Genomic DNA, 25,127 nt, shown 5'->3' with positions numbered 1-25,127 from the left:
GTCGTTTCCGTGTCTTTATATCGTGCCGCTTCAGGCCGCGTCCGCCGCCAGAAGCTTCATGTTCAGATGTTTGCCGTTGTGGCCGGTAATCGCAACCTGCGCAAGAGTGCGCGGGAGAAGATGCGGCGTCGCCACCAGCGTGAAATTGTCGGTATGCGCAAAACCGGTGTTTTCCACCAGGATCGTCTGCACCGAACCGACCATGTTTTGCAAATGTGCGAGCCTGAGCGCCTCACCGCGCCCGCGAAGCCTTGCCGCCCGCTCCTTCACCAGCGCCCGGTCGAGCTGCGGCATGCGCGCGGCGGGTGTGCCGGAACGCGGGCTATAGGGAAATACATGCAGGCTGGAAATGCCGCATTCTTCCGCCAGCGTCGCAGCGTTTTCGAACATCTCTTCCGTCTCGGTCGGAAAACCGGCGATCATATCCGCACCGAAAGAGATATCCGGCCGGAGCGACCGCACCTCGTGACAGAAGCGAATGGCGTCGGCGCGCGAATGACGGCGCTTCATGCGTTTCAGGATCATGTCGTCGCCGTGCTGAAGCGACAGGTGCAGATGCGGCATGAAACGCGGCTCGCCGCCAATCAGATCCATCAGATGATGGTCGGCCTCGATGCTGTCGATAGAGGAAAGCCGCAACCTCGATATTTCCGGCACCTGCTTCAGCAATGTCTTGGCAAGATACCCAAGCGAAGGTTCGCCCGGCAGGTCGGCGCCGTAGCTGGTAGCGTCCACCCCGGTCAGCACGATCTCGCAATAGCCGCTTTCCGTCAGCTTGCGCGCCTGCTCCACCACAGCACCCATCGGCACGGAGCGGGAATTGCCACGGCCATAGGGGATGATGCAAAAGGTGCAACGATGATCGCAGCCGTTCTGCACCTGAATGAAGGCGCGCACGTGCCCATCAATGTGCTTGACCATCTGCGGCGCGGTCGCCTTGATACTCATGATGTCGTTGACGCGCAGCTTTTCTTCCGCCGAAACGCCGAAATCCGGCAGAGCGCGATAGGAGGCGCTTTTCAGCTTTTCCTCATTGCCCAGCACCGCATCCACCTCGGGCATCTCGGCAAAGGTCTCTTTTTCCGTCTGCGCGGCGCAGCCGGTGACGATGATGCGGGCATGCGGATTGTCGCGTCGAGCGCGGCGAATAGCCTGGCGCGCCTGGCGCACCGCCTCACCCGTCACGGCGCAGGTATTGACCAGCACGGCATTGTTGAGCCCGGCCTTTTCGGCCTCCGCCCGCATCACTTCCGATTCATAGGTATTGAGACGGCAACCGAAGGTTATGACCTCGACGCCGCTCATATGGCCCCCTGCTCGGCCACGGCATCCCGCGACCAGACGCCGGTGACGGGATCGACCATGCCGGACCATTCCCATTCGGCCGGCCCGGTCATGACGACGTGATCGTCTTCGCGCCATTCGATGGTCAGCGGCACGCGCACGGGGCTGGAGGCAACATCGATGGTGACCTTCCTGCCGGTGCGGCCGGTGCGCGCGGCAGAAACGGCGGAGGCACAGGCGGCGGAACCGCAGGCGAGCGTCAGCCCGGCGCCGCGTTCCCAGGTGCGGGTGCGAAGCGCGCTGTCGGAAATCACCTGCGCCAGCGTGATATTGGCCTTTTCCGGAAACATCGGGTGGTTTTCGAGAAGCGGTCCGAAGCGTCCCAAATCGAAATCCATCGGGTCGCGATCCACCCAGAAAATCGCATGCGGGTTGCCCATGGACATGACGGCGGGCGAGTGCAGGATCGGCGCGTCGATCGGCCCGATCTGCAATTCGATGCGGCTCGTATCGTGGAACTCCTCCGAAAGCGGAATATCGCTCCAACGGAAACGCGGCAGGCCCATATCCACGGAGATCATGCCATCTTCATGCTCTACGGCATTGAGGATGCCCGCGACCGTCTGGAAAGTGAAAGAGGTCTTGCCCGTTTCGGACGACAACGCCTGCACCACGCAACGCGTGCCGTTGCCGCAAGCCTGCGCCTTTGTGCCGTCGCAATTGAGAATATCGATAAAGGCGTCGGTGCCGCCGACACGCGGATCGTGGATCGCCATGATCTGGTCGAACTGCGTGGCGGGATCGGCGTTGAGCGCGATTGCCGCCGCCGGCGTCACCATATCCTTGCGGCCGCGCATGTCGACAACGAGGATCTTGTTGCCAAGCCCGTTCATCTTCGCAAATTCGACCGTGTCCGCCATCGCCTTGAACCTGAAAACTACCTGAAATCGGATTGAAAACGGGCTTCTACCCGCGCTTTCGCTCTATATGGCGGAAAGGACGGCAAATTACCAGACTGTTGCGGCGCAAGCCGGGCAGCACTCAGACGGAAGGCGTGTCGAAAACCTCGCCCGGACGCATGGGCCGGAAACGGCTCTCGTCTACCCCCTGCCCGGCAAGTGCCGCCTTGAGCGCCGCAAGCGGCGCATCCACCGCCTCATCAGTCAGTTGCACCGTGCCCCAATGATGGCCGCAGACATGCGCGGCACCGCAAATCTTCATGCCTTCCACGGCTTCCGCCGGGTTCTGGTGCTGGCCCTTCATGAACCAGCGCGGCTCGTAAGCACCGAAGGGCAGGTTGGCCAGGCGGAAATCACCATGTTTCTTACGGGCGGCGTGATAATTGAGGCCATCGTGGAAGCCGGTATCGCCGATGTGGTAGATCTTGCCACCCGGCGTTTCGATGACGAAGGCGGCCCATAGCGCCATGCGCCGGTCGTTCAGGCCACGCGCGGACCAGTGGTGGCAGGGTTCGAAATGAATTTTGACAGGACCCATCTCCACGACATCGCCCCAGTCGCCCACCTTGATACGCGCCGCCTCGACGCCGGTGCGGATGATGGCGTCATTGCCGATCGGCGTGATGAAAAGCGGCTTATGCGCCACATGCAGACGCTTCAGCGTCTCCATATCCAGATGGTCGTAGTGATTATGCGTCACCAGCACCAGATCGATGGGCGGCAAGTCCTCAAAACGGATACCGGGCGGATTGACGCGTTTGGGACCGGCGAAACTGAACGGGCTGGTGCGCTCCGACCATACGGGATCGATGAGAATATTCAGCCCCGCTGTCTGAATGAGAAAGGAGGCGTGGCCGACGAAGGTGACGCGGATGTCCTTGCCATCGACCCGGCTTTCGGGTTTTGCGAAGGGAAAGGGGCTCGGATAGCTTTCCGGCCACCTGGTGCGCTCGCCATTAAATCGCCATTTCATGAGATCCATGAAATTGCCGGGCGGCAAACCGTCGGGATTGAAGAAACGCGTCCCGTCGAAATGATCGGAGACCGGACCGCTGTAATAGGCGCCGGCGTTCGAACGGCGCGCAAACAGGCCGCCGCCCGCAAGAGCAAGCAGACCAAGTGCGGAAAAACGAAAGAAGTTTCGACGTTTCATGGAAAAGGTATAGGGAGCGGAACGACGCCGTTCAAGCATCGCCGTCGCGGCTTGCGCCCGATCACGCAAAGATGAAGAAGCATGCGTCGCCACTTGAAAACCGGCACGGTCTTGACTTTTCCCGCGCATTCCTGTTTATCGCCGCCAATCAGCTGGCAGTTTCACGACTCCAAGCCGCCGACCGGGACCCGCAAAGGTATAAAGAGATCCCGGAGGTCAACACCCGACAGCGCGATGCGCCCTCGGGTGCTTTTTGGCTTTGCGTCTTGTTTTTGGCAGCGAAAGCACCGACGTTTCGGAGACCCCGGAACGAAGAAGGAAGAAACGATGTTTGAAAACCTCCAGGACCGCCTTGGTTCCATTCTGAATGGACTGACCGGCCGTGGCGCGCTGACGGAAGCCGATGTTGCTGCCGCCCTGCGCGAGGTTCGCCGTGCGCTTCTGGAAGCGGACGTTGCGCTGGAAGTCGTGCGCTCCTTCACCGACAAGGTGCGTGAAAAGGCTGTCGGCGCAGCCGTTCTGAAATCCATCAAGCCCGGCCAGATGGTCGTCAAGATCGTGCATGACGAACTTGTCGAGATGCTGGGCACCGAAGGCGTCTCGATCGACCTGCATGCGGCCGCCCCCGTCGTCATCATGATGGTGGGTCTGCAGGGTTCGGGCAAGACCACGACCACCGGCAAGATCGCCAAGCGCCTGACCGACCGCGAGAAGAAGAAGGTGCTGATGGCATCTCTCGACACGCGCCGTCCGGCAGCACAGGAACAGCTTCGCCAGCTGGGCGTGCAGACCGGCGTCGACACGCTGCCGGTCATCGCCGGCCAGTCGCCGGTCGATATCGCCGCGCGCGCCGTGCAGGCAGCCAAGCTCGGCGGCCATGACGTCGTCATTCTCGACACCGCTGGCCGCACCCATATCGACGAACCCTTGATGCTGGAAATGGCCGACATCAAGAAGAAGTCCAACCCGCATGAAATCCTGCTGGTCGCGGATTCGCTGACCGGTCAGGACGCCGTCAACCTCGCACGCAACTTCGATGAGCGTGTCGGCATTACCGGCCTCGTGCTGACCCGTATGGACGGCGACGGACGCGGCGGTGCTGCCCTCTCCATGCGTGCCGTCACCGGCAAGCCGATCAAGCTGATCGGTATCGGCGAGCGCATGAACGAACTCGATGAGTTCCATCCGCGCCGTATCGCCGACCGTATTCTCGGCATGGGCGACATCGTCTCGCTGGTCGAGAAGGCCGCCGAAAACATCGATGCGGAAAAAGCCCGCGCCATGGCCGAAAAGATGGCCAAGGGCAAGTTCGACCTCAACGATCTCTCCGACCAGCTTGCCCAGATGAAGAAGATGGGTGGCATGGGCGGCATCATGGGGCTGATGCCCGGCATGGCCGGCATGAAGGACAAGATGGCTTCGGCCGGTATGAACGACAAGATGTTCGACCGCCAGATCGCCATCATCTCGTCGATGACCAGGGCGGAACGCGCCAATCCCGATATTCTGAAACACAGCCGCAAGAAGCGCATTGCCGCCGGTTCCGGCACCGACGCCGCTGAAATCAACAAGCTCTTGAAGATGCATCGCGGCATGGCCGACATGATGAAAGCCATGGGCGGCAAGGGCAAGGGCGGCATCATGAAGCAGATGATGGGCGGCCTTGCGGGCAAGATGGGGCTTGGTGGCATGATGGGCGGCGGCATGCCTGATCTGTCGAACATCGACCCGAAGCAGCTCGAAGCGCTCCAGAAGCAGGCTGAAGCCGCCGGTCTCGGCAAGCCGGGCGCTATGCCCGGTCTTGGTGGTCTTCCGGGTGGTTTGCCTGGTCTCGGCGGGGCCAAGCTGCCGGGTCTTGGCGGCACGCCGGGCCTGCCGGGCTTCCCGAAAAAGAAGTGAGGGCAACGCCAGTGAACAACACAGAAGTGAAAGCCCAGCTTTCCGAATACCGCCAGTCGATCGACAATATCGATGCCGCACTGGTTCACATTCTTGCCGAACGTTTCCGCTGCACCAAGGCGGTGGGCGTACTGAAGGCAAAATACAATTTGCCGCCGGCGGACCCGGCGCGCGAGGAATACCAGATCGAACGCCTTCGCCGTCTGGCGAAGGATGCCAATCTGGATCCGGATTTCGCCGAGAAGTTTTTAAACTTCGTCATCACGGAAGTCATCCGGCATCATGAAGCAATAGCCGCCGAACACGGCGGTAATGAAAAGACCGCCTGACCGGCGGACAAGCCATCTTAAGGAGTAAATCACATGGCACTTAAAATTCGTCTCGCACGCGGTGGTTCCAAGAAGCGCCCGTATTACCAGATCGTCGTTGCTGACGCCCGTTCGCCCCGCGACGGCCGTTTCCTCGAGAAGGTTGGTTCCTGGAACCCGATGCTTGCCAAGGACAACCCGCAGCGCATCGAGCTGAAGGCTGACCTCATCAAGGAATGGATCGCCAAGGGCGCACAGCCGACCGACCGCGTTCTGCGCTTCCTCGCAGAGGCCGGCGTTGCCGAGCGCGCCGTTCGCAGCAACCCGGAAAAGGCACTGCCGGGCAAGCGCGCTTTGGAACGCGTTGCAGAAAAGAAGCAGAAGGCTGAAGATGCAGCTGCTGCCGCAGCAGAAGCCTCTGCTGCAGAATAATCTGCATTAGAATTTTAGAGAACGGGTGGCGTGGTTTTCCATGCCGCCCGTTTTTTGTTTATTTTGGCATCAATAAACTTTAGAGCCTCAGGAACTATGCTCTAACGTGTTGAATCTGCGCATCGTGCCCTGTGAAATCGATTCCGATTTTCACGCCGATGCTGTAAACCAGACGCAACCAACACCAGAAGACGGACGGCCCGATGGCAAAGCTGGAAAACCCGATACTCATGGCAAAGATCGGCGGCGCACAGGGATTGCGCGGCGAAGTCCGTGTCAGCACCTATACGGACGAACCGATGGCGCTCGGCGACTATGGCAATCTGGTCAGCGCCGATGGCCGCGTCTTCGAAATTCTGGAGGTTCGCGAGAGCAAGAATGTCGTCGTCGTCCGCTTCAGGGGCATCAACGACCGCAACGCGGCGGAAAGCCTGAACGGGCTGGAACTGTTCATCGAACGCGACAATCTGCCGGATGACGAACTGGACGACGACGAATTTTATTATGCCGATCTCGAAGGGCTGGAAGCCGTCGATGCCGAAGGCAAAAGTTATGGCGCCGTCAGCGCCGTCTACGATTTTGGCGCGGGTGACCTGCTGGAACTGAAGGGCGCAGGCCGCCGCCCCGCCCTCATTCCCTTTTCGGAGGCGGCCGTGCTTGAAATCGATCTGGAGGCGAGACGCATTCTCATCGATCCAATGGCCGCCGGCCTGATCGACAATCCCGACGACAAAGACGAAACCGGCGCATCGCCTTTCGGCAAGAAATAAAACCAATGACCTTCAAGGCAACCGTTCTGACGCTCTACCCGGAAATGTTTCCGGGGCATCTAGGATATTCGCTGGCCGGCAAGGCGCTGGAGCGTGAGCAATGGTCGCTTGAGGCCGTGCAGATCCGCGAATTTGCCACCGACCGGCACAGAAGCGTCGATGACACACCGGCAGGCGGTGGCGCCGGCATGGTGCTGAAACCTGACATTCTGGCCGCTGCCATCGACCATGTTTCTGACGGAGACACGCGACCGCGCCTGCTGATGAGCCCGCGCGGCCAACCGCTGTCGCAGGACCGCGTGCGCGAACTGGCGGCGGGCGATGGCGCGATCATCGTGTGCGGCCGTTTCGAAGGCGTCGACCAGCGGGTGATCGATGCGCGTGGGCTGGAGGAAGTATCGATCGGTGACTATATCCTCTCCGGCGGCGAGCCGGCGGCCCTGACGCTTCTGGATGCCATCGTGCGCATTCTGCCGGGTGTCATGGGCAACGATCTTTCCGGCGTGCATGAAAGCTTCGAGGGCGGGCTATTGGAGCATCCGCATTATACCCGTCCGCAACTCTGGGAAGACCGCGACATCCCCGCCGTTCTGACCTCCGGCAACCACGCCGTCATCGACAAGTGGCGGCACGAACAGGCGCTTGCGCTGACGAAGGAAAGACGGCCCGACCTTCTGGAGAAGGCAAAGGCTCAGGTCGAGACGAAATAATAAGCCGTCAATATCAGTCCGACCGCAATCACCAGCCAGCGGATGATCCATTGCGGCACTCGCCTTGCCGTGTGCACGCCCACATATCCGCCAAGTGCCGCCGCCGGAAACATGATGAGGGCTGCCCACCAGGAAACGACGCCGCCGCTGACGAAGATCGTAATGGCGATGACGGCGATCACCACCGACAGCAGGTTCTTCAGCGCATTCAGATGATGGTAGCTGCCGCCCGAAGTCATTCCGAGGATGGCCAGCATCATGATGCCCATGCCCGCCCCGAAAAAGCCGCCATAGACGGAGGCAAGTCCCTGAAAGACAAGGCTCGTGAAGTTGCCGGGCGAACGCTCCGCACTGGCCTTCGGCCGCAGCCACGGGCTGGCGGCGAAAACGGCAGTGGCGGCGAGAAGCAGCCATGGCACAAGCTGGCGGAAAGAGGGGTTGTCGAGCGACAGCAACAGAAGCGCCCCCGCAAGCCCGCCGACGATCGAAACGACCGACAGCAGGATCGCCTCGCGCCAGTGGGCGCGGATTTCCGACCCATAGGCAATCACGGAAGTGATGTAGCCCGGAAACTGCACGATCGCCGACGTGGCATTGGCGACGATGGGCGGCAGACCGGCAAGCGTCATCGCCCCGAAGGTCAGGAAGGTGCCGCCGCCGGCAATCGCATTAACGACGCCCGACAGAAAACCGGTCGCAAAAAGCATCAGAATAATGAAAATCGACATGGCCCCTCCCAAGGTTGCCATGCCATAGCTGGCAAAACACGCCTTCGCAACTGCCTGCATGCTGCGCAGAATTGATAAAATATTGTCATGAAGGGATGACAAATGGCGCAGTCTCGTATATGTGCGCGCTTGGAATTGGGGTTTTCCCCTTTAACCGCAAGCAAAGAATGGCGAACTCGCTCCTGCCGCAAGGCATAGTCTGAAGGCATTGACCGAAAGACAATCGTTGAGCGCTCTGGCTGTTTCAGAAGAAATCAGAGGTTAACATGACCAATATCATCCAGCAGCTGGAAGCCGAACAGGCCGCCAAGATCGAAGCAAAGCGCACCCTGCCTGAGTTTTCTCCGGGCGACACGCTGCGCGTCAACGTTCGCGTGACCGAAGGTACCCGTACCCGCGTTCAGGCCTACGAAGGCGTTTGCATCGCCCGTTCCGGCGGTGGCCTTTCCGAAAGCTTCACCGTTCGCAAGATTTCCTACGGCGAAGGCGTCGAGCGCGTGTTCCCGATCTACTCCCCGCTGGTCGAAGGCGTTGAAATCGTTCGCCGCGGTAAGGTTCGTCGCGCGAAGCTCTATTACCTGCGCGATCGTCGCGGCAAGGCTGCCCGTATCGTTGAAAACACTGGTACACGCGCGCGCAAGCTGAACGAATCCGAGCGCCAGGCAATTGTCGAAGAAAAGGCACGCCTGGAAGCTGAAAAGGTAGCAGCAGCACAGGCTCTCGCCGCCGAAAAGGCAGCAGCCGAAGCCGCAGAAGCCAAGGCAGCGGAAGAAGCAGCAAAGGCTGCAGAAGCCACAGCGGAATAAGATTTCCATTTCGATGGATCTACTGGAAAGGCGGTCTTCGGACCGCCTTTTTTGTTGCGCCGACATACGACAAAAATTCGATCGACAACTTTACGGTTCGCAGAAACCAGCGCCCCCTTTGCCTCTCGCCTATCTTCGAGATGCCTTCATGTCGACAGATCAAGATCAAAGTCGTATTGCTACTTATTCTTTCGCTTAATTTCTTTAGAACATTCTCGAATAACATTGCCTAGTTTTACGTATTGTGCAATTTTCGCGCAGTTTCAGGTGTTGATATGTTTTTCTTTAATTCCTTTTTAACAAAAAATAAGCGTGCTTTCTTCGCTGTCGGCCTTGCCAGCGCGCTCATGAATATTCTTAACCTCTCAGGCTCCCTTTTCATGCTGGAGGTTTATGACCGCATTCTGCCCAGCAAGAGTATTCCCTCGCTTATCGCCCTGGTTGTTCTGCTGATTATTCTCTATGCCTTTCTTGTGGGGTTCGACATTTTGCGCGGCCGGATATTGGCGCGCATCTCGGACAATATGGACGATGCGCTCAATCAAAAGCTCTTCAGGGCATCGATCAGCGCGCCGCTCGCCGCTTATGGCAAGATCGACGGACTGCAGATCGTCGGCGATCTCGATCAGATACGCCAGTTCCTGTCCGGCCCCGGGCCGGCAGCTTTCTTTGATATTCCCTGGCTGCCCATCTATCTGCTGATCTGTTTCGCCCTGCATCCGTGGATCGGTTTTGCCGTACTCGGCGGTGCTCTCGTCCTTGTCGTGTTGACGCTCATAACCAACTGGCTCACCGAAAGGGCGACCAAGCAGGCTTATGCCGTGCGCGGGCAGCGAAATGCACTCGTCGGCAGCAGTCAGCGCAACATCGAATCCATCAAAACCATGGGCATGATGAGTGCAGTGACATCGATGTGGGACGATCTGCACTCCAGATATCGCGCCGTCACTCTGTCGACATCGGACACGGCGGGTACGCTCAGCGCGATTTCCCGAACATTCCGCCTGTTGATACAATCGGGTGTGATGGCAATCGGCGCCTGGCTGGTTATCGAGGGAAATGCCTCAGCGGGTAGCATTATCGCAGGATCCATCCTCTCGGCGAAGGCGCTAGGCCCCGTCGAACATGCGATTGCAAACTGGCGCAGCTTCATGACCGCGCGACAGGGCTGGAAGCGTATCAACGAGTTTCTCCAACTCGTGCCGGAACCCTCACAGCCGCTCTCCCTGCCGCCACCGAAATATACCGTGGCTATTGATCGCGTGACCGGCGGTCCGCCCAATGGCGCGCGCGACACCGTGGCCGATATTTCCTTTACGCTGAACGCGGGCGATGGTCTTGGCATCATTGGCCCCAGCGCATCCGGTAAATCCACGCTGGCGCGTTTGATAACCGGTATCTGGCCCTATGAACGCGGTTCCGTGCGCTTCGATGGGGCTGCGCTGAACCAGTGGGATTTCGACCTTCTCGGTAAGTCCATCGGTTACATGCCCCAGCAGGTGGAGCTGATGCCGGGCACGGTGGCGCAAAATATCGCGCGTTTCGATCGGGATGCGACGGCGAAAGCTATCATTACCGCAGCCAAGGCCGCTCAGGTCCATGAAATGATCCTGAACCTGCCGAACGGTTACGACACCTATATCGGTGACCGTGGAGAGGCATTGTCAGGCGGACAAAAACAGCGCATCGGCCTTGCGAGAGCGCTTTTCGGAGAACCGTTCTTCGTCATTCTCGATGAGCCGAACTCAAATCTGGACAGCGAAGGCGAGGCAGCCTTGCGTAACGCCATTGGCGACGTAAGGAGCCGGGGCGGCATCGTCGTCGTTATCGCCCATCGCCCCAGCGCCATAGAAAGCGTCAATCTCGTGATGGTGATGAGCAACGGCCGCATGCTTCGCTTTGGCACCAAGGAAGAGGTGCTTGCGCAAATCCTGCGGCAGAATATTCGCCAGGTGTCCGAAACAGAGGAAGACATACGCAAGCTGGAAAACAGGGTGAGCGAAAATGGGTGAGGCAGAGAAAACCGGCATGACGAATGCATCCATTATCAAACACTCGGCGGCCGTGACCATTCTTGCCGTCGGCCTTCTTTTCGGTTTGGGCGGCTGGGCGGCTCTGGCGAAACTTTCTGGTGCGGTCGTGGCCACGGGCCGGGTTGTTGTCGAGGGAAACTCCAAGAAAATTCAGCATCTTTCCGGTGGCATCGTCAGCGAGATCAATGTTGCCGAAGGTGACACGGTGGAGGCCGGTCAGGTCTTGCTGCGGCTGAGCGGCACAATCGTTCGGGCAAACCTGTCCATCGTCGAAAATACGCTTGCGCAAGTCTATGCGCGCCGCGCGCGTCTGTGGGCCGAAATTTCCGATGCGTCCTCTTTCACTACTCCCGAAGATCTGGCTGTCTTGACCAATTCCAAAGCTGCCAAAACTTTCAGCGACAGTGAGCAGAACCTTTTCAACAGCCGTCGCAGCGCGCTGATCGGCATGAAAAAACAGTTAGCCACGCGCAAGGATCAGCTCGCGGACGAGGCGCGCGGTATGGACGTTCAGATCGAGGCGACCAACAATGAACTGAGTATCGTAAGGGAAGACGTTTCCAAGACACGGGAACTCTACGCGAAGGGCCTCGTAACACTTCAGCGCCTCAATCTTCTCAAGCGCCAGCTTTCCAATCTCGAAGGTCAGCAGGGCCAATATATGGCCTCGCGTGCACAGACGGTGGGTAAGCTGAGCGAAATGGACTTGCAGTTGCTTCAGCTCGACGAGGACCGCAAATCCGAAGTCACAAAAGATTTGACCTCAATCGAAGCGACTGTCGCGGAATACGAAGAACGGCTTGCGGCAACGCGTGACCAGCTGGATCGCCTCGATATTCGCTCGCCGATCGCGGGGCGCATCTACCAGCTGTCGGTGCACAATATAAACGGCATCATTCAACCGGGTGAAGTGCTTATGCTGGTCGTGCCGGCGAAGGAAGACCTTGCGATCGACGCCAATGTCCTTCCGAGCGACATCGACCAGATTTACGTCGGGCAGCCGGTGACCATCCGGTTCACCGCTTTCAACCAAAGCACCACACCGGATGTAAACGCTGAAGTCGCCGTCGTCGCACCGGACCTGCAGACAGATTCCCGCACCGGGGCGTCATATTATGCGCTGCGCATCAAGCCGAGCAAAACCGGCATGGATCATTTGCCTGGCAGGCGGTTATACCCGGGCATGCCGGCCGAAGTCTTCATACAGACGAGCGAAAGAAGTGTTCTTTCCTATTTTGTAAAACCATTCCAGGACAGGCTTAAAAAGACGTTCCTGCAGGAGTAAACGACTTTTATTGCAGTTTTTTTTAGAGAATATTTCGAAATACACCAAGAACGAGAATTTATCGGAAAAAAACAATTTCTCATATTGTCTTGTCGTTTATGATGTACTAAATATTGCCCGTAATATTTATTATAAATTTAATTTCGATTAATCGAATCTCAAAAATTTGTAGGAGAGTAAAATGGCTTTAAAAGTAACTTTCGGTAATGGCGGTGCTGCTTCGGTTTCGTCACTCACCAGTCTGGTCGATCAGGAAACTTATAAGCTCCTCACGGAATCGACGGCACAAGTCAAAAACGGCTCTTCGCTCGAATCAGGCGTGGTCAACGTCGGGGCCGTATCGGTTCCCGGCAGCGGCGCCGGCGGCAAGGTCGATGTCGGTTACGACTCCGACGCGAACGGTTTCACATTCGACGTAAGTTCGTCGTGGAATTCGGTGAAGAACGCTCTCGCCCAGTCCGATACCTCTGAAAACCTCACGTTCAAGGATTTCGTTCAGGTGGACGTTCTCCTCGGCGGCACAGGTTCGTCCAACGTTGAAGTTCACAATGCCAAGCGTGGTAACATCGCGACCGGCGCGGGCAACGACACGGTCAACCTATCTGTCGTTTCGAACGATAAGAGCTGGGTAAACGCTTTCAAGATCGATACCGGCGCAGGCAACGATACGGTCACCGTCAAGGCCGGCACCGTGAGTGGTATCGCAGGCGTCACCGATGGCAGCTACACGTCCGTCAAGATCGACGCCGGCGCAGGTAATGATGAAATCAACCTGAGCGGCGTAAAGCTCGCTTCGTCGCTGGTGACCGGCGGCACGGGCATCGATCGGATCATTGCAAGCGGTGGAGCCGATACATTCGTCTTCAATCTGGGCGACATGGCGAAGAGCCTTGCCACAGACACCATCTCCGGCTTCAATGCCGCCATGGACAAGCTGAAGCTGGTCGGCACGACAGTCGATCAATGGGCGGTCTCGACATTCGATGACGATACCGTCCTGAGCTACAACGTGACTGGCGAGCACAAGGGTGAGAAAATTGTCCTTTCGGGTGTTCACCTCACCGGTAACGATTGGTTCACCGCATAATTCTCTCATAGAGAAGTGCACTAGCGACACTCCGTAGAATGGTCGTGGCCCGGATTATATGTCCGGGCCACGTTTTTTTAGCGCAATGCTTTACGAGGGAATTGCGGTTCACGAAGACGGCCGTGCGGAGTGCATCAGACCAAAATGTCGCGACAGCCGGCAGACCCGGCTGTCTGTCTTTCCGAAAATCAGGCGGCTTCTGTCTGATTGCCCATTTTACGCGCCGCGATGATGACGAGCACACCTGCAAGCGCAAGGCAGAAGGCAAGGAAGAACATCGGCGCAATCGTACTGCCGGTCTGGTCCTTGATCCACGGCACCACATTCTGCGCCACGAAGCCACCCAGATTGCCGACGGAATTGATTGCGGCGATGCCGGCGGCAGCACCGGCCCCCTTAAGGAAACGTCCGGGAAGGCTCCAGAACACCGGCTGGCCGGCAAAAATGCCCGCAGCGGCAATGCAGAGGAAGGCGAACTGCAAGACCGGATTGGTGAGCAACGCCGACATCAGCAGGCAAAATGCACCGATGAAGGCGGGACCGACGATATAGGGCGTCTTGTTTTTGGCCTTGTCGGCCGCCAGGGGCACAACGAACAGCGCAACAGCCACGATCACCCAGGGGATGATGTTGATGAAGCCATTGGCGGTATTGGAAACGCCGAAGCCCTTCACGATCGTCGGAAGCCAGTAGCTGAGACCATAGGCCGCCAGCGGAAAACCGACATAGCACAGCGCCATGAACAGCACGCGCGGATTGATCAGCGCCTTGAAGCCGTCCTCCGCGTGCTCTTCCATGCCCTTGTTTTCTTCGGCCAGCCGGTTCTTCAGCCAGTCCTTTTCAGCCTGCGTCAGGAACTTCGCCTTTTCCGGCGTATCATCAAGATAAAAGAAAGTGACGATGCCGGCGATCACAGCGGGAATACCCGTTGCCAGAAACACCCATTCCCACCCGGCATATCCGAGCAGGCCATCAAGGTCGAGCAGCATGCCGCCAAGCGGTGCGCCGATTGCATTGGCAAGCGCGCTGAAGATCATGAACAGGCCAATCATCCGTCCACGATAATCACGCGGGAACCAGAGCGTCATCAGGAACAGCACGCCCGGGAAGAAACCAGCCTCGCAAAGCCCGAGCAGGAAACGCAGGATGTAGAACATGGTGGCGTTCTGCGTATAGGCGAGCGCAATGGTGACGGCGCCCCAAGAGACCAGAATGCGGGCGAACCATTTGCTGGCGCCGAAACGGTTGAGGAACAGGTTGCTCGGAACCTCAAAGAGGAAATAGCCGATGAAAAACAGCGACGCGCCAAGACCATAGGCATATTCGCTGAGGCTGAGCGCATCGACCATCTGCAGCTTGGCAAAGCTGACATTCTGCCGGTCGATATAGGCGATGAGATAGAGAAGGCCAAGAAACGGCATCAGCCGCCAGGTGATCTTCGAGATAAGGGATTTTTCCGATACCATGTGCTTTTCCTCCCTTCGATTGCTCGTCGAAATGCAAATGATAAGGGGACCCATCTATATGTGCGCCGCAAAATACGCAAGTTGCATTGCGTCATGACCAAAGACGGAACAGCTGCATAGGCGGCCTTTTACTATCAGAAACGATGCTGCAACGCACATAAACACGACGTTACCGACGGCATGCATTCATATTGCCGCGAAACCGGCAATCTGCTATGAAGTCCCTCATGGGATCTAAATTCGGATGTCTCGCGCAGAATGTTTATGTGCTGCAGGACCACAAGCGTCTGCCGGCACGATTTTTCGCGCGCATTTCCGGGGCGCTCAATAGCCGACTTAGGCTCGCCTGACAGCACCCGCTGTCCACCGCCTGCTGAACCCTGATTTTACCTTTTCCATGACAAGGCACAGAGCCATGAGCGCACCCCGCACCCTGTATGACAAGATCTGGGACGACCACGTCGTCAATCGTGACCCGGACGGAACCTGTCTTCTCTATATCGACCGTCACCTGGTTCACGAGGTGACGAGCCCGCAGGCCTTCGAAGGCCTGCGCATTGCTGGCCGTCCGGTGCACTCGCCCACCCGCACACTCGCCGTGGTCGATCATAACGTGCCCACCACCGCCGATCGGCTGGAAGGCATCAAGAACGAGGAAAGCCGTATTCAGGTGGAAGCGCTTGCGCAAAACGCCAGGGATTTCGGTGTCGAATATTATTCCGAGCGCGACAAGCGCCAGGGCATCGTCCATATCGTCGGCCCCGAACAGGGCTTCACCCTGCCAGGCATGACCATCGTTTGCGGCGACAGCCACACCTCCACCCACGGCGCTTTCGGCGCGCTCGCGCACGGCATCGGCACGTCGGAAGTGGAGCACGTGCTGGCGACCCAGACGCTGATCCAGAAGAAAGCCAAGAACATGCTGGTGCGTGTCGATGGCAGGGTTCCGGACGGCGTCACCGCCAAGGATATCATCCTCGCCATTATTGGTGAGATCGGTACGGCGGGCGGCACCGGCCATGTGATCGAATTTGCAGGCGAGGCGATCCGTTCGCTCTCCATGGAAGGCCGTATGACGGTTTGCAACATGACCATCGAGGGCGGCGCCCGCGCCGGTCTGATCGCACCTGATGAAACCACTTTCGATTACATCAAGGACAAGCCGCGCGCGCCGAAGGGCGAGACGCTGGAAGAGGCCATCGCCTACTGGAAGACGCTGAAATCCGACGAAGGTGCGCATTATGACAAGGTCGTGGTGCTGAACGCAGCCAATCTGCCGCCGATCGTCTCGTGGGGCTCATCGCCCGAGGACGTGACCTCCGTTGAGGGCATCGTCCCCAATCCTGACGATATCGCGGAAGAGAACAAGCGTACCTCCAAATGGCGTGCGCTGGACTACATGGGCCTGAAACCCGGCACCCGCATCACCGATATCGCTATCGACCGCGTCTTCATCGGCTCCTGCACCAACGGCCGCATCGAAGATCTTCGCGCCGCAGCGAAGATCGTCGATGGCCGCAAGGTTGCGTCCACCGTCTCGGCCATGATCGTGCCCGGCTCCGGTCTCGTGAAGGAACAGGCGGAAAAGGAAGGTCTGGACAAGATTTTCCTCGAAGCCGGTTTCGAATGGCGCGAACCGGGATGCTCCATGTGTCTCGCCATGAATGACGACCGCCTGAAGCCCGGCGAACGCTGTGCCTCCACCTCGAACCGCAATTTCGAGGGCCGGCAGGGCTACAAAAGCCGCACCCACCTCGTCTCCCCCGCCATGGCGGCGGCAGCCGCGATCGCTGGTCATTTCGTTGATGTTCGCGAGTGGCGGTAATTATCGATAGCGCCTGAAACAAAAACCCCGGAGCGATCCGGGGTTTTTTGTTGGGATCTCATTCCGAAATGATCTTCACCCGCTGGCCGGGCTGAAGTGTCGCGGTGGCGCTCATCGCATTCATCATGCGGAACATGTCGAGCTTGCGGTCGGTTCCCATCATCCTTGCGGCAACCGTCGCCACCGTTTCACCGGGCTTCACCGTCACCACCCGCACCCGTAGCGGTTTCAGAGAAGCAATCTCCGGCGGAGTCATTTTGCGGAAACTCGTGCGCAGCACATTGGCGATGGAATCGAGCTGCGTGTTGCCCTTCGGCACCGCCGTCAGGAAACGGAATATCTGCTGCCCGACACGGATGACGGTCACGTCGAAATCCCATTTGTCCGCCGTCGCCCGGGCTGTCGCGGCCTCCAGACCGTTGATCTGGATTTCCTTCACGGTTTCCGGCATCAAGCCCGCAACCCAGCCGCTGGTCAGGTAGTTGGCAAGAGTGGTCTGTTTAGGATCGGCCACGCCGTCAAAACGAATGGCCACATCGCCCGGCCCCGTCGCGAGAACAGCCTCCACCTTGTTGTCGATGACGAAACCTTCCGGCACGTCGAAGCGGATACCGAGAGTTCCGTGCAGGAACGTCTGACCCCGGACATAACCTTCCTGCGGGCTGTCGCCGTAAAGCAGACCGTCTATGCCATCCAGAAACCAGTCGCGGCCACGATCCCCGACTTGGCCCTCCTGGCCGAAGGCGCGGGCATGCCGGCGCGCAAGCTCGATGCGCTGCGGCGTGTTGGGGTGGCTGGAAAGAAAGTCGAGGCTCTGGTCGTTTTCAGGGTCCGCCGAGGAAAACCGCGCATAGGCCGCCATGGAATCCAGAAAACGCGGGGATGCGAAGGGGTCGTAACCGGCCTCACCCAGCATGCGCACACCAATCACGTCCGCCTGCAATTCCTGCTGGCGCGAAAAGGCCGCAAGCCGCAGCTTGCCGCGCGCAAGCGCCTGCTTGCCGGCAAGATCGCTCGACAGCACCTCGGCGACCACGCGGCTTGCAATCACCTCCGCCTCTTCCCGGCGCTGGCGCTCGATACCGTGGTTCGCGGTGACATGGCCCATCTCATGCGAAAGCACGGCGGCCACTTCCGAGGCATCGTTGGCGAGAGCAAGAAGCCCGCGCGTTACGTAAAGATAGCCGCCCGGCAACGCAAAGGCGTTGATGGCCGGCGAGTTCAGGATGGTAATGCGATAGGATTGCTGCGGATTTTCCGACACGGCCGTCAGCGCACCGGCGATGCGGGCGACAAGCCGTTCCGTTTTGGCGTCCCGATATTCACCGCCATAACTCGCCACGATGCGGGGGTGCTCGCGCGCGCCCATCTGGGCACGGGGATCGTTCTTCTGCACCTCTTCCACGGTCTGTGGATTGTCCGATGGGCGCAACGTGGATTGGTAGGCAGGGCTGAAAAGAGACTGGCACGATGACAGAAGCACAGCGGATGCAGCCAGCACGGAACAGGCTGCAATCGTCCTGCCCGAACGGCGAAGACCTGAACGGGAGAAGAGCCTCCACTGTGCAGTCATGCTATTTCTCATTCTGTATGCCTGCCCCTAACGTTCCTGATCATCCGTTAATTGCAGACCAGAATAACAGATTCGCCCCAACGAGCCATGAATGTCGAAACGGTAAAAACGATCCATCAAGTCCGGAATATTCCTGAAGAACGCAATAATTCTCGTCTTTTCTCGGGCAACAACTTGAAACTAGCAAGTGCAAATTAGCGCCATTGAAGTCATCTAAAGCGATTGCCAGCGGCGCGCGTCGAAAATAAGGCGATCAGCCGTTCAGAAAACTGTCCACCGCCTTCACATTTTGTGTGGCGAAGAAATCTGCGGTCGCGCCACTGTAGACGACCCGACCGCGATCAAGAAAAACCACCCGTTGCGCCAGCTTTCTTATGTCGTCGGGATGATGCGTGACAATAACCACCGTGTTTTTTGTTTCGGCATGCAAGTCGAGAAGCAGGGACGTCATGCCCGCCCGCAGCCCCGGATCGAGCGCGGCGAAAGGCTCATCAAGCAGCATGACCGGTTTTTTTCGGACCAGCGCGCGTGCCAGCGCCGCCCTTTGTCTTTCCCCGCCGGAAAGCGTGCCGGGCAAACGTTTATCGAAACCCGACAGACCCACGCGTGTTAGCGCCATCTCGATCCTTTGACGGTCTTCCGCCCGCAATTTCAACCCGGCGCTGACGCCAAGCGCGATATTGGTAAAGATATCAAGATGGGCGAAAAGGTTATTATCCTGAAAGATCGATGATACCGGTCTTTCGGAAGGGTCGAGCGCCTTCATGTCTTGCCCACCGATCAGCACGCGGCCGGAATCGGGTATTTCGAAACCCGCGATGAGATTGAGGAGCGTCGATTTTCCCGAACCGGATGCGCCGACGACGGCAGTTATTTTGCCCTGCGGGAATGCACAATCAAGATCGAAATCCTGCGTTCCGAGCCTCAGCCTGACCTTGTCCAGCTCCACTGCAAAATCGCCGCCTGTCATATGCTCGCCCTTGCTGATTGCGCCCCTGCCGGTTGCGACTGCCGTGAGACACCGCCTGCGGCGAGCAGCAGGCAGACGACGCCAAGGATGAACGCGTATCCGGCGGCATCATTGGTGCGGTAGCTGCCCATATTGCTATAAACCAGCCATGGCAAGGTGACGAAACTTTCCGATCCGAACAGGGCAACCGCCCCTAGGTCACCGAGCGACAGCGCCATGGCGAAGGAAAACGCCATGAGCAAAGGCCGCCGCAGAACCGGCAGATCGGCAAACCGCAGCCGCGTCCAGCCCTGAAGCCCGAGACTGGCGGATAGCCGGCCGGTGCGCAAAAAGTGGCTGGCGAAGGCCGGTTCCAGCACCCGCATCGCAAGCGGCAACGCCATCAGCATGTTGATCAGCGCCACGAGGACGGGGGCATAAAAACTGACATCACCGAATGGCCGCAACAACAGGAACCACCCGCTTCCCAGCACGACGGGCGGCACCAGCAGCACGAGCGACGACCCCGCCCCGAGTGTGACAGACAGAAAGCGCAAGGGCTGAGCCGCGTGCCGTCTGGAGCCCACGGCCTGTCGCGCAGCGATGATGGCCATGCAAGTGAGCACGACGAGGATTGCGGAGAGCGCGGCGATTGCAAGACTGGTGGCCGCTGCGCGCAAGAAGATCGGCGCGGACAAAAGGCGCGGCAGATCGGCACTCAAGCCCGAGACGGTTATGGCGACAAGCGGCAGGCCAATCAGCAGAACCGCCAGAACGATTGCCGTCCCATCCCAGAGACGGGCACCAACGCCTTTGCCGTCGAAACGGCGAAGAGGACGACCAAGCGTGGCGATTTCTGCTTCGGGCGACGGCAAAAAGGCAAGAAGGCCGAGCAGGATTGCGGTGAGGGCAATTTGCAAAACAGAAAGCGCGATCGCCCGCTGCGGATCGAAATCGAACCGCAAAGCCTGATAGATCGCCACCTCCAGCGTCGTCGCCGCCGGACCGCCGCCAAGCAGAAGTACGAGTGTGAAGCTGGTGGCGCACAGCATGAAGACAAGCCCGGCAATGCCCGGAACGAGCCGCGAGACGGCCGGCCATTCGATGAAACGGAAAACCGAAACCGGCCCCATGCCGAGACTTGCCGCCATCCGCCAATATTCACCCGGAATGCGCTCCAGCCCTGCCAGCATCAGCCGAACCGCAAGCGGCAGATTGAAAAACACATGCGCGATGAGAATGCCGGAAAGGCCATAAATATTGAAAGGCTCATCTGCACCGGCAGAAACGAGGGCCGTATTCAAAACACCCTGCCTGCCCCAGATGGCGATGATGCCGAAGGCGCCGACGATGACCGGCAGCCCCATCGGCACCGCCATCAACCTGATGATCCATATCCGTCCCGGAAAATCCTGTCGACGGGAAAGCGCCAGCGCCACCGGCAGGCCAAGAGCGACGGAAAGAACGGTGGAGAGCGTTGTCTGATAAAGCGTGAAGCGCAGGATGCGCAGCGTATAGGCATCCATGATTCCAGCAGTGGATGCACCGGCATCGAAAGACAGGAGGGCCGCGACGGCGAGCGCCATGAACAGGAAAACGGCGGCAAACGCCGCCGTTCCAGCAATGATCGACCACCTGTAATCGCGACGCAGCATCATGCGCGGGTGTGCCTCTTCCTCAATTCATGCTCATGGCCGCAAGCCATTCATCGATCCATGCCTTGCGGTTCATCGCCACCTCCTCCGGGTCCATCAGAAAGGTCTTCTGCGGCACGACGAGTTTGGAAAACGCCTCCGGCAAGGGCTTCGACGTTGCCGCAACCGGCATCATCCAGTTGTTTTCCGGAATGGCATCCTGAAAACCTGATGTCAGCGTGAAGGCCAGAAACTGTTTCGCCAGCTCCTTATGCGGTGCATTTTTGAGAAGGCCGGACACCTCGATCTGGATGTAATGTCCTTCAGAGAAAGCCGCAGCCTGATAACGATCCGTCTTTTCCGAGACCATGTGATAGGCCGGCGACGTGGTGTAGGAGAGCACCATCGGTACCTCACCCTTGGTAAAGAGGCCGTAGGATTCCGACCAGCCCGGCGTGACGGTGAGAATGCGCTTCCTGAGCTTCGCCCAGGCTTCCGGCGCCTTGTCGCCGTAAACGGATTTCACCCACAGCAGCAGGCCAAGCCCCGGCGTGGAAGTGCGCGGGTCCTGAATGGCGATTTTCTGCGAGGGGTCGCCTTCCACGAGGTCCTTCAGGCTGGTCGGCGGGTTCTTCACCGTCTGCGTATCATAGATGACGGCGAAATGACCGTAATCATAGGGTACGAAAACATCGTCCTTATAATTGCCGGGCACCTTGGCCGCCGATGCATCGATACCGCTGATATCGAAAAGACCGGTCTGCTTTGCTTCCGCGACAAGGTTGGTGTCGAGACCGACCACGACATCCGCCTTGGACCCCGTCCCTTCAAGCTTCAGACGGTTGAGCAGCGCCACACCGTCCGCCACACCAACGAAGTTGACCGTACAATCGCACACCTTCTCGAAAGCCTCCTTCACCTTGGGGCCCGGACCCCATTCGGAAACGAAGCTTTCATAGGTGTAGACGGTCAGTTCTTGCCTGTCCTGCGCAGCGGCAAGACCGGGCAAAAACAGCGAAGCGGCAACAAGGGAATTCAGGAAAAGACGACGGCGCACGGGTATCTCCTCAAAAAACGAAAAGGGAAATAGCCGCTTGCCTTGAAGCCGTCTAATCCCTCCGCCGGTATGAACCGGATCAGGTTCTTCGGGTTGGCAAGCCTCTCAGCCTTTCGCATAAACATACGAAAGACACCCCGTTAGATCAAAACGAGATGTAATCGCGCCGCTTCAGATTGGCAAGATGGCTGCCGTCAGCCCAGCGCTGCCATATGCACCAGTTCCCAGACGTGACCGTCGGGATCCTGAAAACTGCCGGCATACATGAAGCCGTGATCCTGAACGGGTTTCCAGCCGCTGCCACCGGAGGCCAGCGCCGTTTCGATCATCCGGTCGATTTCCTCGCGGCTTGCCGCAGTGAGACAGGTCAAAACCTCGGTGCTGCGCGTCGCGTCGGCGATATCACCATTGATGAAATCGCGAAAACGCTCTTCCTGAAGAAGCATCACGAAGATGTTCTCTTCGACGATCATGCAGAGCGTGCGATCATCCGAATATTCCGGATTGAAGCTGAAACCGAGCGCCGTGAAGAAGCTTCTGGATGTCTCGATATTCTTGACGGGCAGATTGACGAAGATCATGCGCATTTTCTGAACTCCTCCGAACCGGCACAGAAAACGGCAATTCCATCTCCCTGTCAAAGGCGGATGAGGCCCCAGTCAAGAAATCGCAACCGCCGTCAGCCTTCAATTTCCTCGCGCAGCATCTCCAGCTCCAGCCATTCTTCTTCCATGGTCTCGAGCTTTTCGCGCAGCTTCGTCATTTCCTTCGCCAGCATGTTGAAGGTAGCCGGATCTCTGGTGAACAGATTGGGATCGGCCATGCGCTCCTCACGCTTGGCGATCTCGCCTTGCGTCTTTTCCATCTCCTTCGGAAGATTTTCGAGCGCGAATTTCTGCTTGAAGGAAAGCTTGCCCTTGGCCTTTGAAGGGTCCTGCGACGCGGAAGCCGAAGGTGCGGCCTTTGCCTTTTCCTGCTTCTCGGCTTTGCGTTTCTCTTCCGCAGCACCCTTGCGCTGCGCCATCATATCCGAATAACCGCCGGCATATTCGATCCAGCGTCCGTCTGGTTGGTCCGGATTGGTAGGCGCGATGGTGGAGGTGACGGTACGGTCGAGAAAATCGCGGTCGTGGCTGACGAGGATGACCGTGCCGGAAAAACCCGCGACGATTTCCTGCAACAGATCGAGCGTTTCGATATCGAGATCGTTGGTCGGCTCGTCGAGGATCAAAAGGTTGGTCGGCCTTGCCAGAATACGCGCCAGAATAAGACGGGCACGCTCCCCACCGGAGAGGTTGCGGATTGGTGTGCGGGCCTGTTCCGGCTGGAACAGGAAGTCCTTCATGTAACCCGTCACATGTTTCAGCTCGCCATTGACCAGCAGATTGTCGCCCCGCCCATCGGTCAGATAATGGGCGAGCGTATCGTTTGGATTGAGATCCTCACGCTTCTGGTCGAGCGTCGCGATCTCCAGATTGGTGCCGAGCTTCACCGTGCCGCTATCGGGCTGAAGCTGGCCGGTCAGCATCTTCAAAAGCGTAGTCTTTCCGGCACCATTCGGTCCGACGAGGCCGATACAATCGCCACGATGCACCCGCAGCGAAAACGGCGCGATGATCACACGCTCGCCGTAAGACTTGGTGATGGCGTCTGCCTCGATGACCAGCTTGCCGGATTCCCGCACCTCCGCAGCCGTCGCCTGCACGCTGCCCTGCGGTCCTTTGTGGCCGCGATAATCCGCGCGCATCGCCTGAAGCTCGCCCACGCGGCGCATGTTGCGCTTGCGTCTCGCGGTCACGCCGTAACGCATCCAGTGTTCTTCGCGCTCGATGGCCTTGCCGAGCTTATGCTGCTCCAGCTCTTCCTCTTCCAGCACCTTGTCGCGCCATTCCTCGAAATGCGCAAAACCGCGGTTGAGACGGCGGGACTGGCCGCGATCCAGCCATACTGTCGAGGTCGAAACCTTCTCCAGAAAACGCCGGTCATGCGAAATCAGCACCAGCGCGCTGCGCGTCTGCTGCAACTCGCTTTCAAGCCATTCGATGGTGGGCAGGTCCAGATGGTTGGTCGGCTCGTCCAGCATCAGAATATCGGGTTCGGGCGCCATGACGCGGGCAAGGGCCGCACGCCGCGCTTCACCGCCGGAAAGACTGTCCGGATGCTCCTGCCCCGTCAAACCGAGATGCTCGAGAAGATAGGTAACACGATAGGCATCGTCGCCAGGCCCGAGCCCCGCTTCTGCATAGGCCTGCACCGTGTCGTAATCGGCGAAATCCGGCGCCTGTTCCAAATAACGGATGGTAGCAGAGGGGTGACGGAAAACCTCACCCGATTGCGCCTCGACCAGACCGGCCGCGATCTTCATCAGGGTCGATTTGCCCGAGCCGTTGCGCCCGACGAGGCAGATACGGTCGCCCGGTTCCACCTGAAGATTGGCGCCGTCGAGCAGCGGGGTCACGCCGAAAGTCAGCTTGATGTCGTCGAGTTTCAAAATTGGGGGTGCCAAGGCGTCAGGCTCCGGTCAGATCATAAGGGCGGGCGAGCACGATGGCTTTGCCGCTTTTCAGCGAAAAATGCACAAGGCCGCCATTCGCGACATTGGAAATAGTGCGGGACGAACCGAAAGCAAGCGCGAAATCACTGAGAGGATAGCGCACATTGCCGATATCGAGCCCCGCAAGGTCGGTAAACCCGGCAACGGAAAACAGCGAAGCGGGCGGTAGATCGAGATCAAACGAACCGGCGAGCAGCGGACGGGCCTCCTCTTCACCTGACGTCAGCGTAACTTCCAGACCGCGTTCGGCAAGCGTCACCGCATAAAGAAGATGCTGAAGCGCATGGTCGCTTCTCGCTCCACCGAGCGCACCGACGAGCACCAGAGAACGCGCGCCGCGGGCAACAGCCTCCGACACTGCGATCTCGCCATCCGTCACGGCCTTTGCGGCCGGGTAAGGCTGCCGCACCACATCTGGCCAGGCATCCAGCAGGTCTTTACCGGTGGAATCGAAATCTCCCACCCAAAGCTCCGGCGTAAGGCCAAGCGGTGCGGCATGGCGCATGCCGCCATCGGCCGCGATCACACGGCTACCCGCAACCGCCGCTTTCAGGCGGTCGGTAACGGTGACATCGCCGCCAAGCAGAATGGTGAAGCGTTCTGTATTCATGCCCT

The 25,127-nt window shown here is 58.7% G+C and carries 22 protein-coding genes and 1 riboswitch; of the genes, 10 read left to right on the top strand and 12 right to left on the bottom strand.

Annotation, left to right across the window (positions count from 1 at the left end; genetic code table 11):
- Nucleotides 1-30: 30 nt before the first annotated feature.
- The 3 genes from mtaB to RS75_RS09225 all read right to left on the bottom strand — a co-directional run bounded on the left by mtaB (nt 31) and on the right by RS75_RS09225 (nt 3,435).
- Nucleotides 31-1,305: a tRNA (N(6)-L-threonylcarbamoyladenosine(37)-C(2))-methylthiotransferase MtaB gene (gene mtaB, locus RS75_RS09235; RefSeq protein ID WP_045019522.1), complete on the bottom strand. Its 1,275-nt coding sequence runs from the start codon at nt 1,303-1,305 to the stop codon at nt 31-33.
- Nucleotides 1,302-2,204: a diaminopimelate epimerase gene (dapF, locus tag RS75_RS09230; protein ID WP_045019520.1), complete on the bottom strand. Its 903-nt coding sequence runs from the start codon at nt 2,202-2,204 to the stop codon at nt 1,302-1,304. Before dapF ends, mtaB begins: the two co-directional genes overlap by 4 nt.
- A gap of 121 nt (nt 2,205-2,325) precedes the next feature.
- Nucleotides 2,326-3,435 (bottom strand): MBL fold metallo-hydrolase, encoded by a 1,110-nt coding sequence (locus RS75_RS09225; protein WP_162484799.1) that lies wholly within the window; start codon nt 3,433-3,435, stop codon nt 2,326-2,328.
- 288 nt (nt 3,436-3,723) lie between these two features.
- Here RS75_RS09225 and ffh point away from each other — a divergent pair, with 288 nt between their 5' ends.
- The 5 genes from ffh (at nt 3,724) to trmD (ending at nt 7,515) form a co-directional block, all read left to right on the top strand.
- The gene (gene ffh / locus RS75_RS09220; RefSeq protein ID WP_045019518.1) at nt 3,724-5,295 is read left to right on the top strand and encodes a signal recognition particle protein; all 1,572 of its coding nucleotides are present in this window, start codon (nt 3,724-3,726) and stop codon (nt 5,293-5,295) included.
- Nucleotides 5,296-5,306: 11 nt separating this feature from the next.
- Nucleotides 5,307-5,624, top strand: a complete 318-nt coding sequence (locus RS75_RS09215; protein WP_045019516.1) for a chorismate mutase — start codon at nt 5,307-5,309, stop codon at nt 5,622-5,624.
- A 33-nt stretch (nt 5,625-5,657) separates the two neighbouring features.
- Entirely contained in the window at nt 5,658-6,035 is a 378-nt protein-coding gene (gene rpsP / locus RS75_RS09210) for a 30S ribosomal protein S16 (protein ID WP_045019514.1), read from the top strand.
- 203 nt (nt 6,036-6,238) lie between these two features.
- Complete coding sequence (rimM, locus tag RS75_RS09205) at nt 6,239-6,805, top strand: ribosome maturation factor RimM (RefSeq protein ID WP_045019512.1); 567 nt, start codon at nt 6,239-6,241, stop codon at nt 6,803-6,805.
- Nucleotides 6,806-6,810: 5 nt separating this feature from the next.
- Nucleotides 6,811-7,515, top strand: coding sequence for a tRNA (guanosine(37)-N1)-methyltransferase TrmD (gene trmD, locus RS75_RS09200; protein WP_045019510.1), 705 nt, complete (start codon nt 6,811-6,813; stop codon nt 7,513-7,515).
- Here the strand turns inward: trmD and RS75_RS09195 are convergent.
- A complete protein-coding gene (locus RS75_RS09195) occupies nt 7,497-8,243 on the bottom strand; it encodes a sulfite exporter TauE/SafE family protein (protein WP_045019508.1) in 747 nt (248 codons plus the stop codon). The two genes, trmD and RS75_RS09195, sit on opposite strands and share 19 nt — an antisense overlap.
- Before the next feature lie 266 nt (nt 8,244-8,509).
- On the opposite strand from RS75_RS09195, the gene rplS reads away from it, so the two are divergent.
- The 4 genes from rplS (at nt 8,510) to RS75_RS09175 (ending at nt 13,454) form a co-directional block, all read left to right on the top strand.
- Nucleotides 8,510-9,049: a 50S ribosomal protein L19 gene (gene rplS / locus RS75_RS09190; RefSeq protein ID WP_045019506.1), complete on the top strand. Its 540-nt coding sequence runs from the start codon at nt 8,510-8,512 to the stop codon at nt 9,047-9,049.
- Nucleotides 9,050-9,324: 275 nt separating this feature from the next.
- Nucleotides 9,325-11,061 carry a type I secretion system permease/ATPase gene (locus RS75_RS09185; RefSeq protein ID WP_045019504.1) on the top strand — a complete coding sequence of 579 codons (1,737 nt, stop codon included), beginning with the start codon at nt 9,325-9,327 and terminating at the stop codon, nt 11,059-11,061.
- Nucleotides 11,054-12,367 carry an HlyD family type I secretion periplasmic adaptor subunit gene (locus RS75_RS09180; protein WP_045019503.1) on the top strand — a complete coding sequence of 438 codons (1,314 nt, stop codon included), beginning with the start codon at nt 11,054-11,056 and terminating at the stop codon, nt 12,365-12,367. Before RS75_RS09185 ends, RS75_RS09180 begins: the two co-directional genes overlap by 8 nt.
- 181 nt (nt 12,368-12,548) lie before the next feature.
- A complete protein-coding gene (locus tag RS75_RS09175) occupies nt 12,549-13,454 on the top strand; it encodes a calcium-binding protein (RefSeq protein WP_045019501.1) in 906 nt (301 codons plus the stop codon).
- Between the two features lie 188 nt (nt 13,455-13,642).
- Here the strand turns inward: RS75_RS09175 and RS75_RS09170 are convergent, their stop codons facing one another.
- On the bottom strand, nt 13,643-14,920 hold the full coding sequence (locus RS75_RS09170) for an MFS transporter (RefSeq protein WP_045019499.1): 1,278 nt from the start codon (nt 14,918-14,920) through the stop codon (nt 13,643-13,645).
- Nucleotides 14,921-15,335: 415 nt separating this feature from the next.
- Between RS75_RS09170 and leuC the strand changes: the two genes are divergently transcribed.
- Nucleotides 15,336-16,745, top strand: coding sequence for a 3-isopropylmalate dehydratase large subunit (gene leuC, locus RS75_RS09165; protein WP_045019497.1), 1,410 nt, complete (start codon nt 15,336-15,338; stop codon nt 16,743-16,745).
- A 58-nt stretch (nt 16,746-16,803) separates the two neighbouring features.
- Here leuC and RS75_RS09160 read toward each other — a convergent pair whose 3' ends face one another.
- The 7 genes from RS75_RS09160 to RS75_RS09130 form a co-directional block, all read right to left on the bottom strand.
- Nucleotides 16,804-18,318, bottom strand: a complete 1,515-nt coding sequence (locus RS75_RS09160) for a M48 family metalloprotease (RefSeq protein WP_045019495.1) — start codon at nt 18,316-18,318, stop codon at nt 16,804-16,806.
- Nucleotides 18,319-18,571: 253 nt separating this feature from the next.
- Nucleotides 18,572-19,288, bottom strand: coding sequence for a thiamine ABC transporter ATP-binding protein (locus RS75_RS09155; protein WP_045019493.1), 717 nt, complete (start codon nt 19,286-19,288; stop codon nt 18,572-18,574).
- On the bottom strand, nt 19,285-20,925 hold the full coding sequence (gene thiP / locus RS75_RS09150; RefSeq protein ID WP_045019491.1) for a thiamine/thiamine pyrophosphate ABC transporter permease ThiP: 1,641 nt from the start codon (nt 20,923-20,925) through the stop codon (nt 19,285-19,287). The genes RS75_RS09155 and thiP overlap by 4 nt, the downstream gene beginning before the upstream one ends.
- A 19-nt stretch (nt 20,926-20,944) precedes the next feature.
- Nucleotides 20,945-21,958, bottom strand: a complete 1,014-nt coding sequence (thiB, locus tag RS75_RS09145) for a thiamine ABC transporter substrate binding subunit (RefSeq protein ID WP_045019488.1) — start codon at nt 21,956-21,958, stop codon at nt 20,945-20,947.
- A gap of 39 nt (nt 21,959-21,997) precedes the next feature.
- Nucleotides 21,998-22,108, bottom strand: a riboswitch (TPP riboswitch).
- A 44-nt stretch (nt 22,109-22,152) separates the two neighbouring features.
- Nucleotides 22,153-22,545 carry a VOC family protein gene (locus RS75_RS09140; protein WP_045019485.1) on the bottom strand — a complete coding sequence of 131 codons (393 nt, stop codon included), beginning with the start codon at nt 22,543-22,545 and terminating at the stop codon, nt 22,153-22,155.
- Nucleotides 22,546-22,637: 92 nt separating this feature from the next.
- Complete coding sequence (locus tag RS75_RS09135) at nt 22,638-24,464, bottom strand: ABC-F family ATP-binding cassette domain-containing protein (RefSeq protein WP_045019484.1); 1,827 nt, start codon at nt 24,462-24,464, stop codon at nt 22,638-22,640.
- 4 nt (nt 24,465-24,468) lie between these two features.
- The gene (locus tag RS75_RS09130; protein ID WP_045019481.1) at nt 24,469-25,122 is read right to left on the bottom strand and encodes a thiamine diphosphokinase; all 654 of its coding nucleotides are present in this window, start codon (nt 25,120-25,122) and stop codon (nt 24,469-24,471) included.
- Between the last annotated feature and the right edge of the window lie 5 nt (nt 25,123-25,127).

The sequence above is a fragment of the Rhizobium nepotum 39/7 genome (assembly GCF_000949865.1).
GTDB classification, from domain to species: Bacteria; Pseudomonadota; Alphaproteobacteria; order Rhizobiales; family Rhizobiaceae; genus Agrobacterium; species Agrobacterium nepotum.
This window is presented reverse-complemented; position numbering and strand designations above follow the sequence as displayed.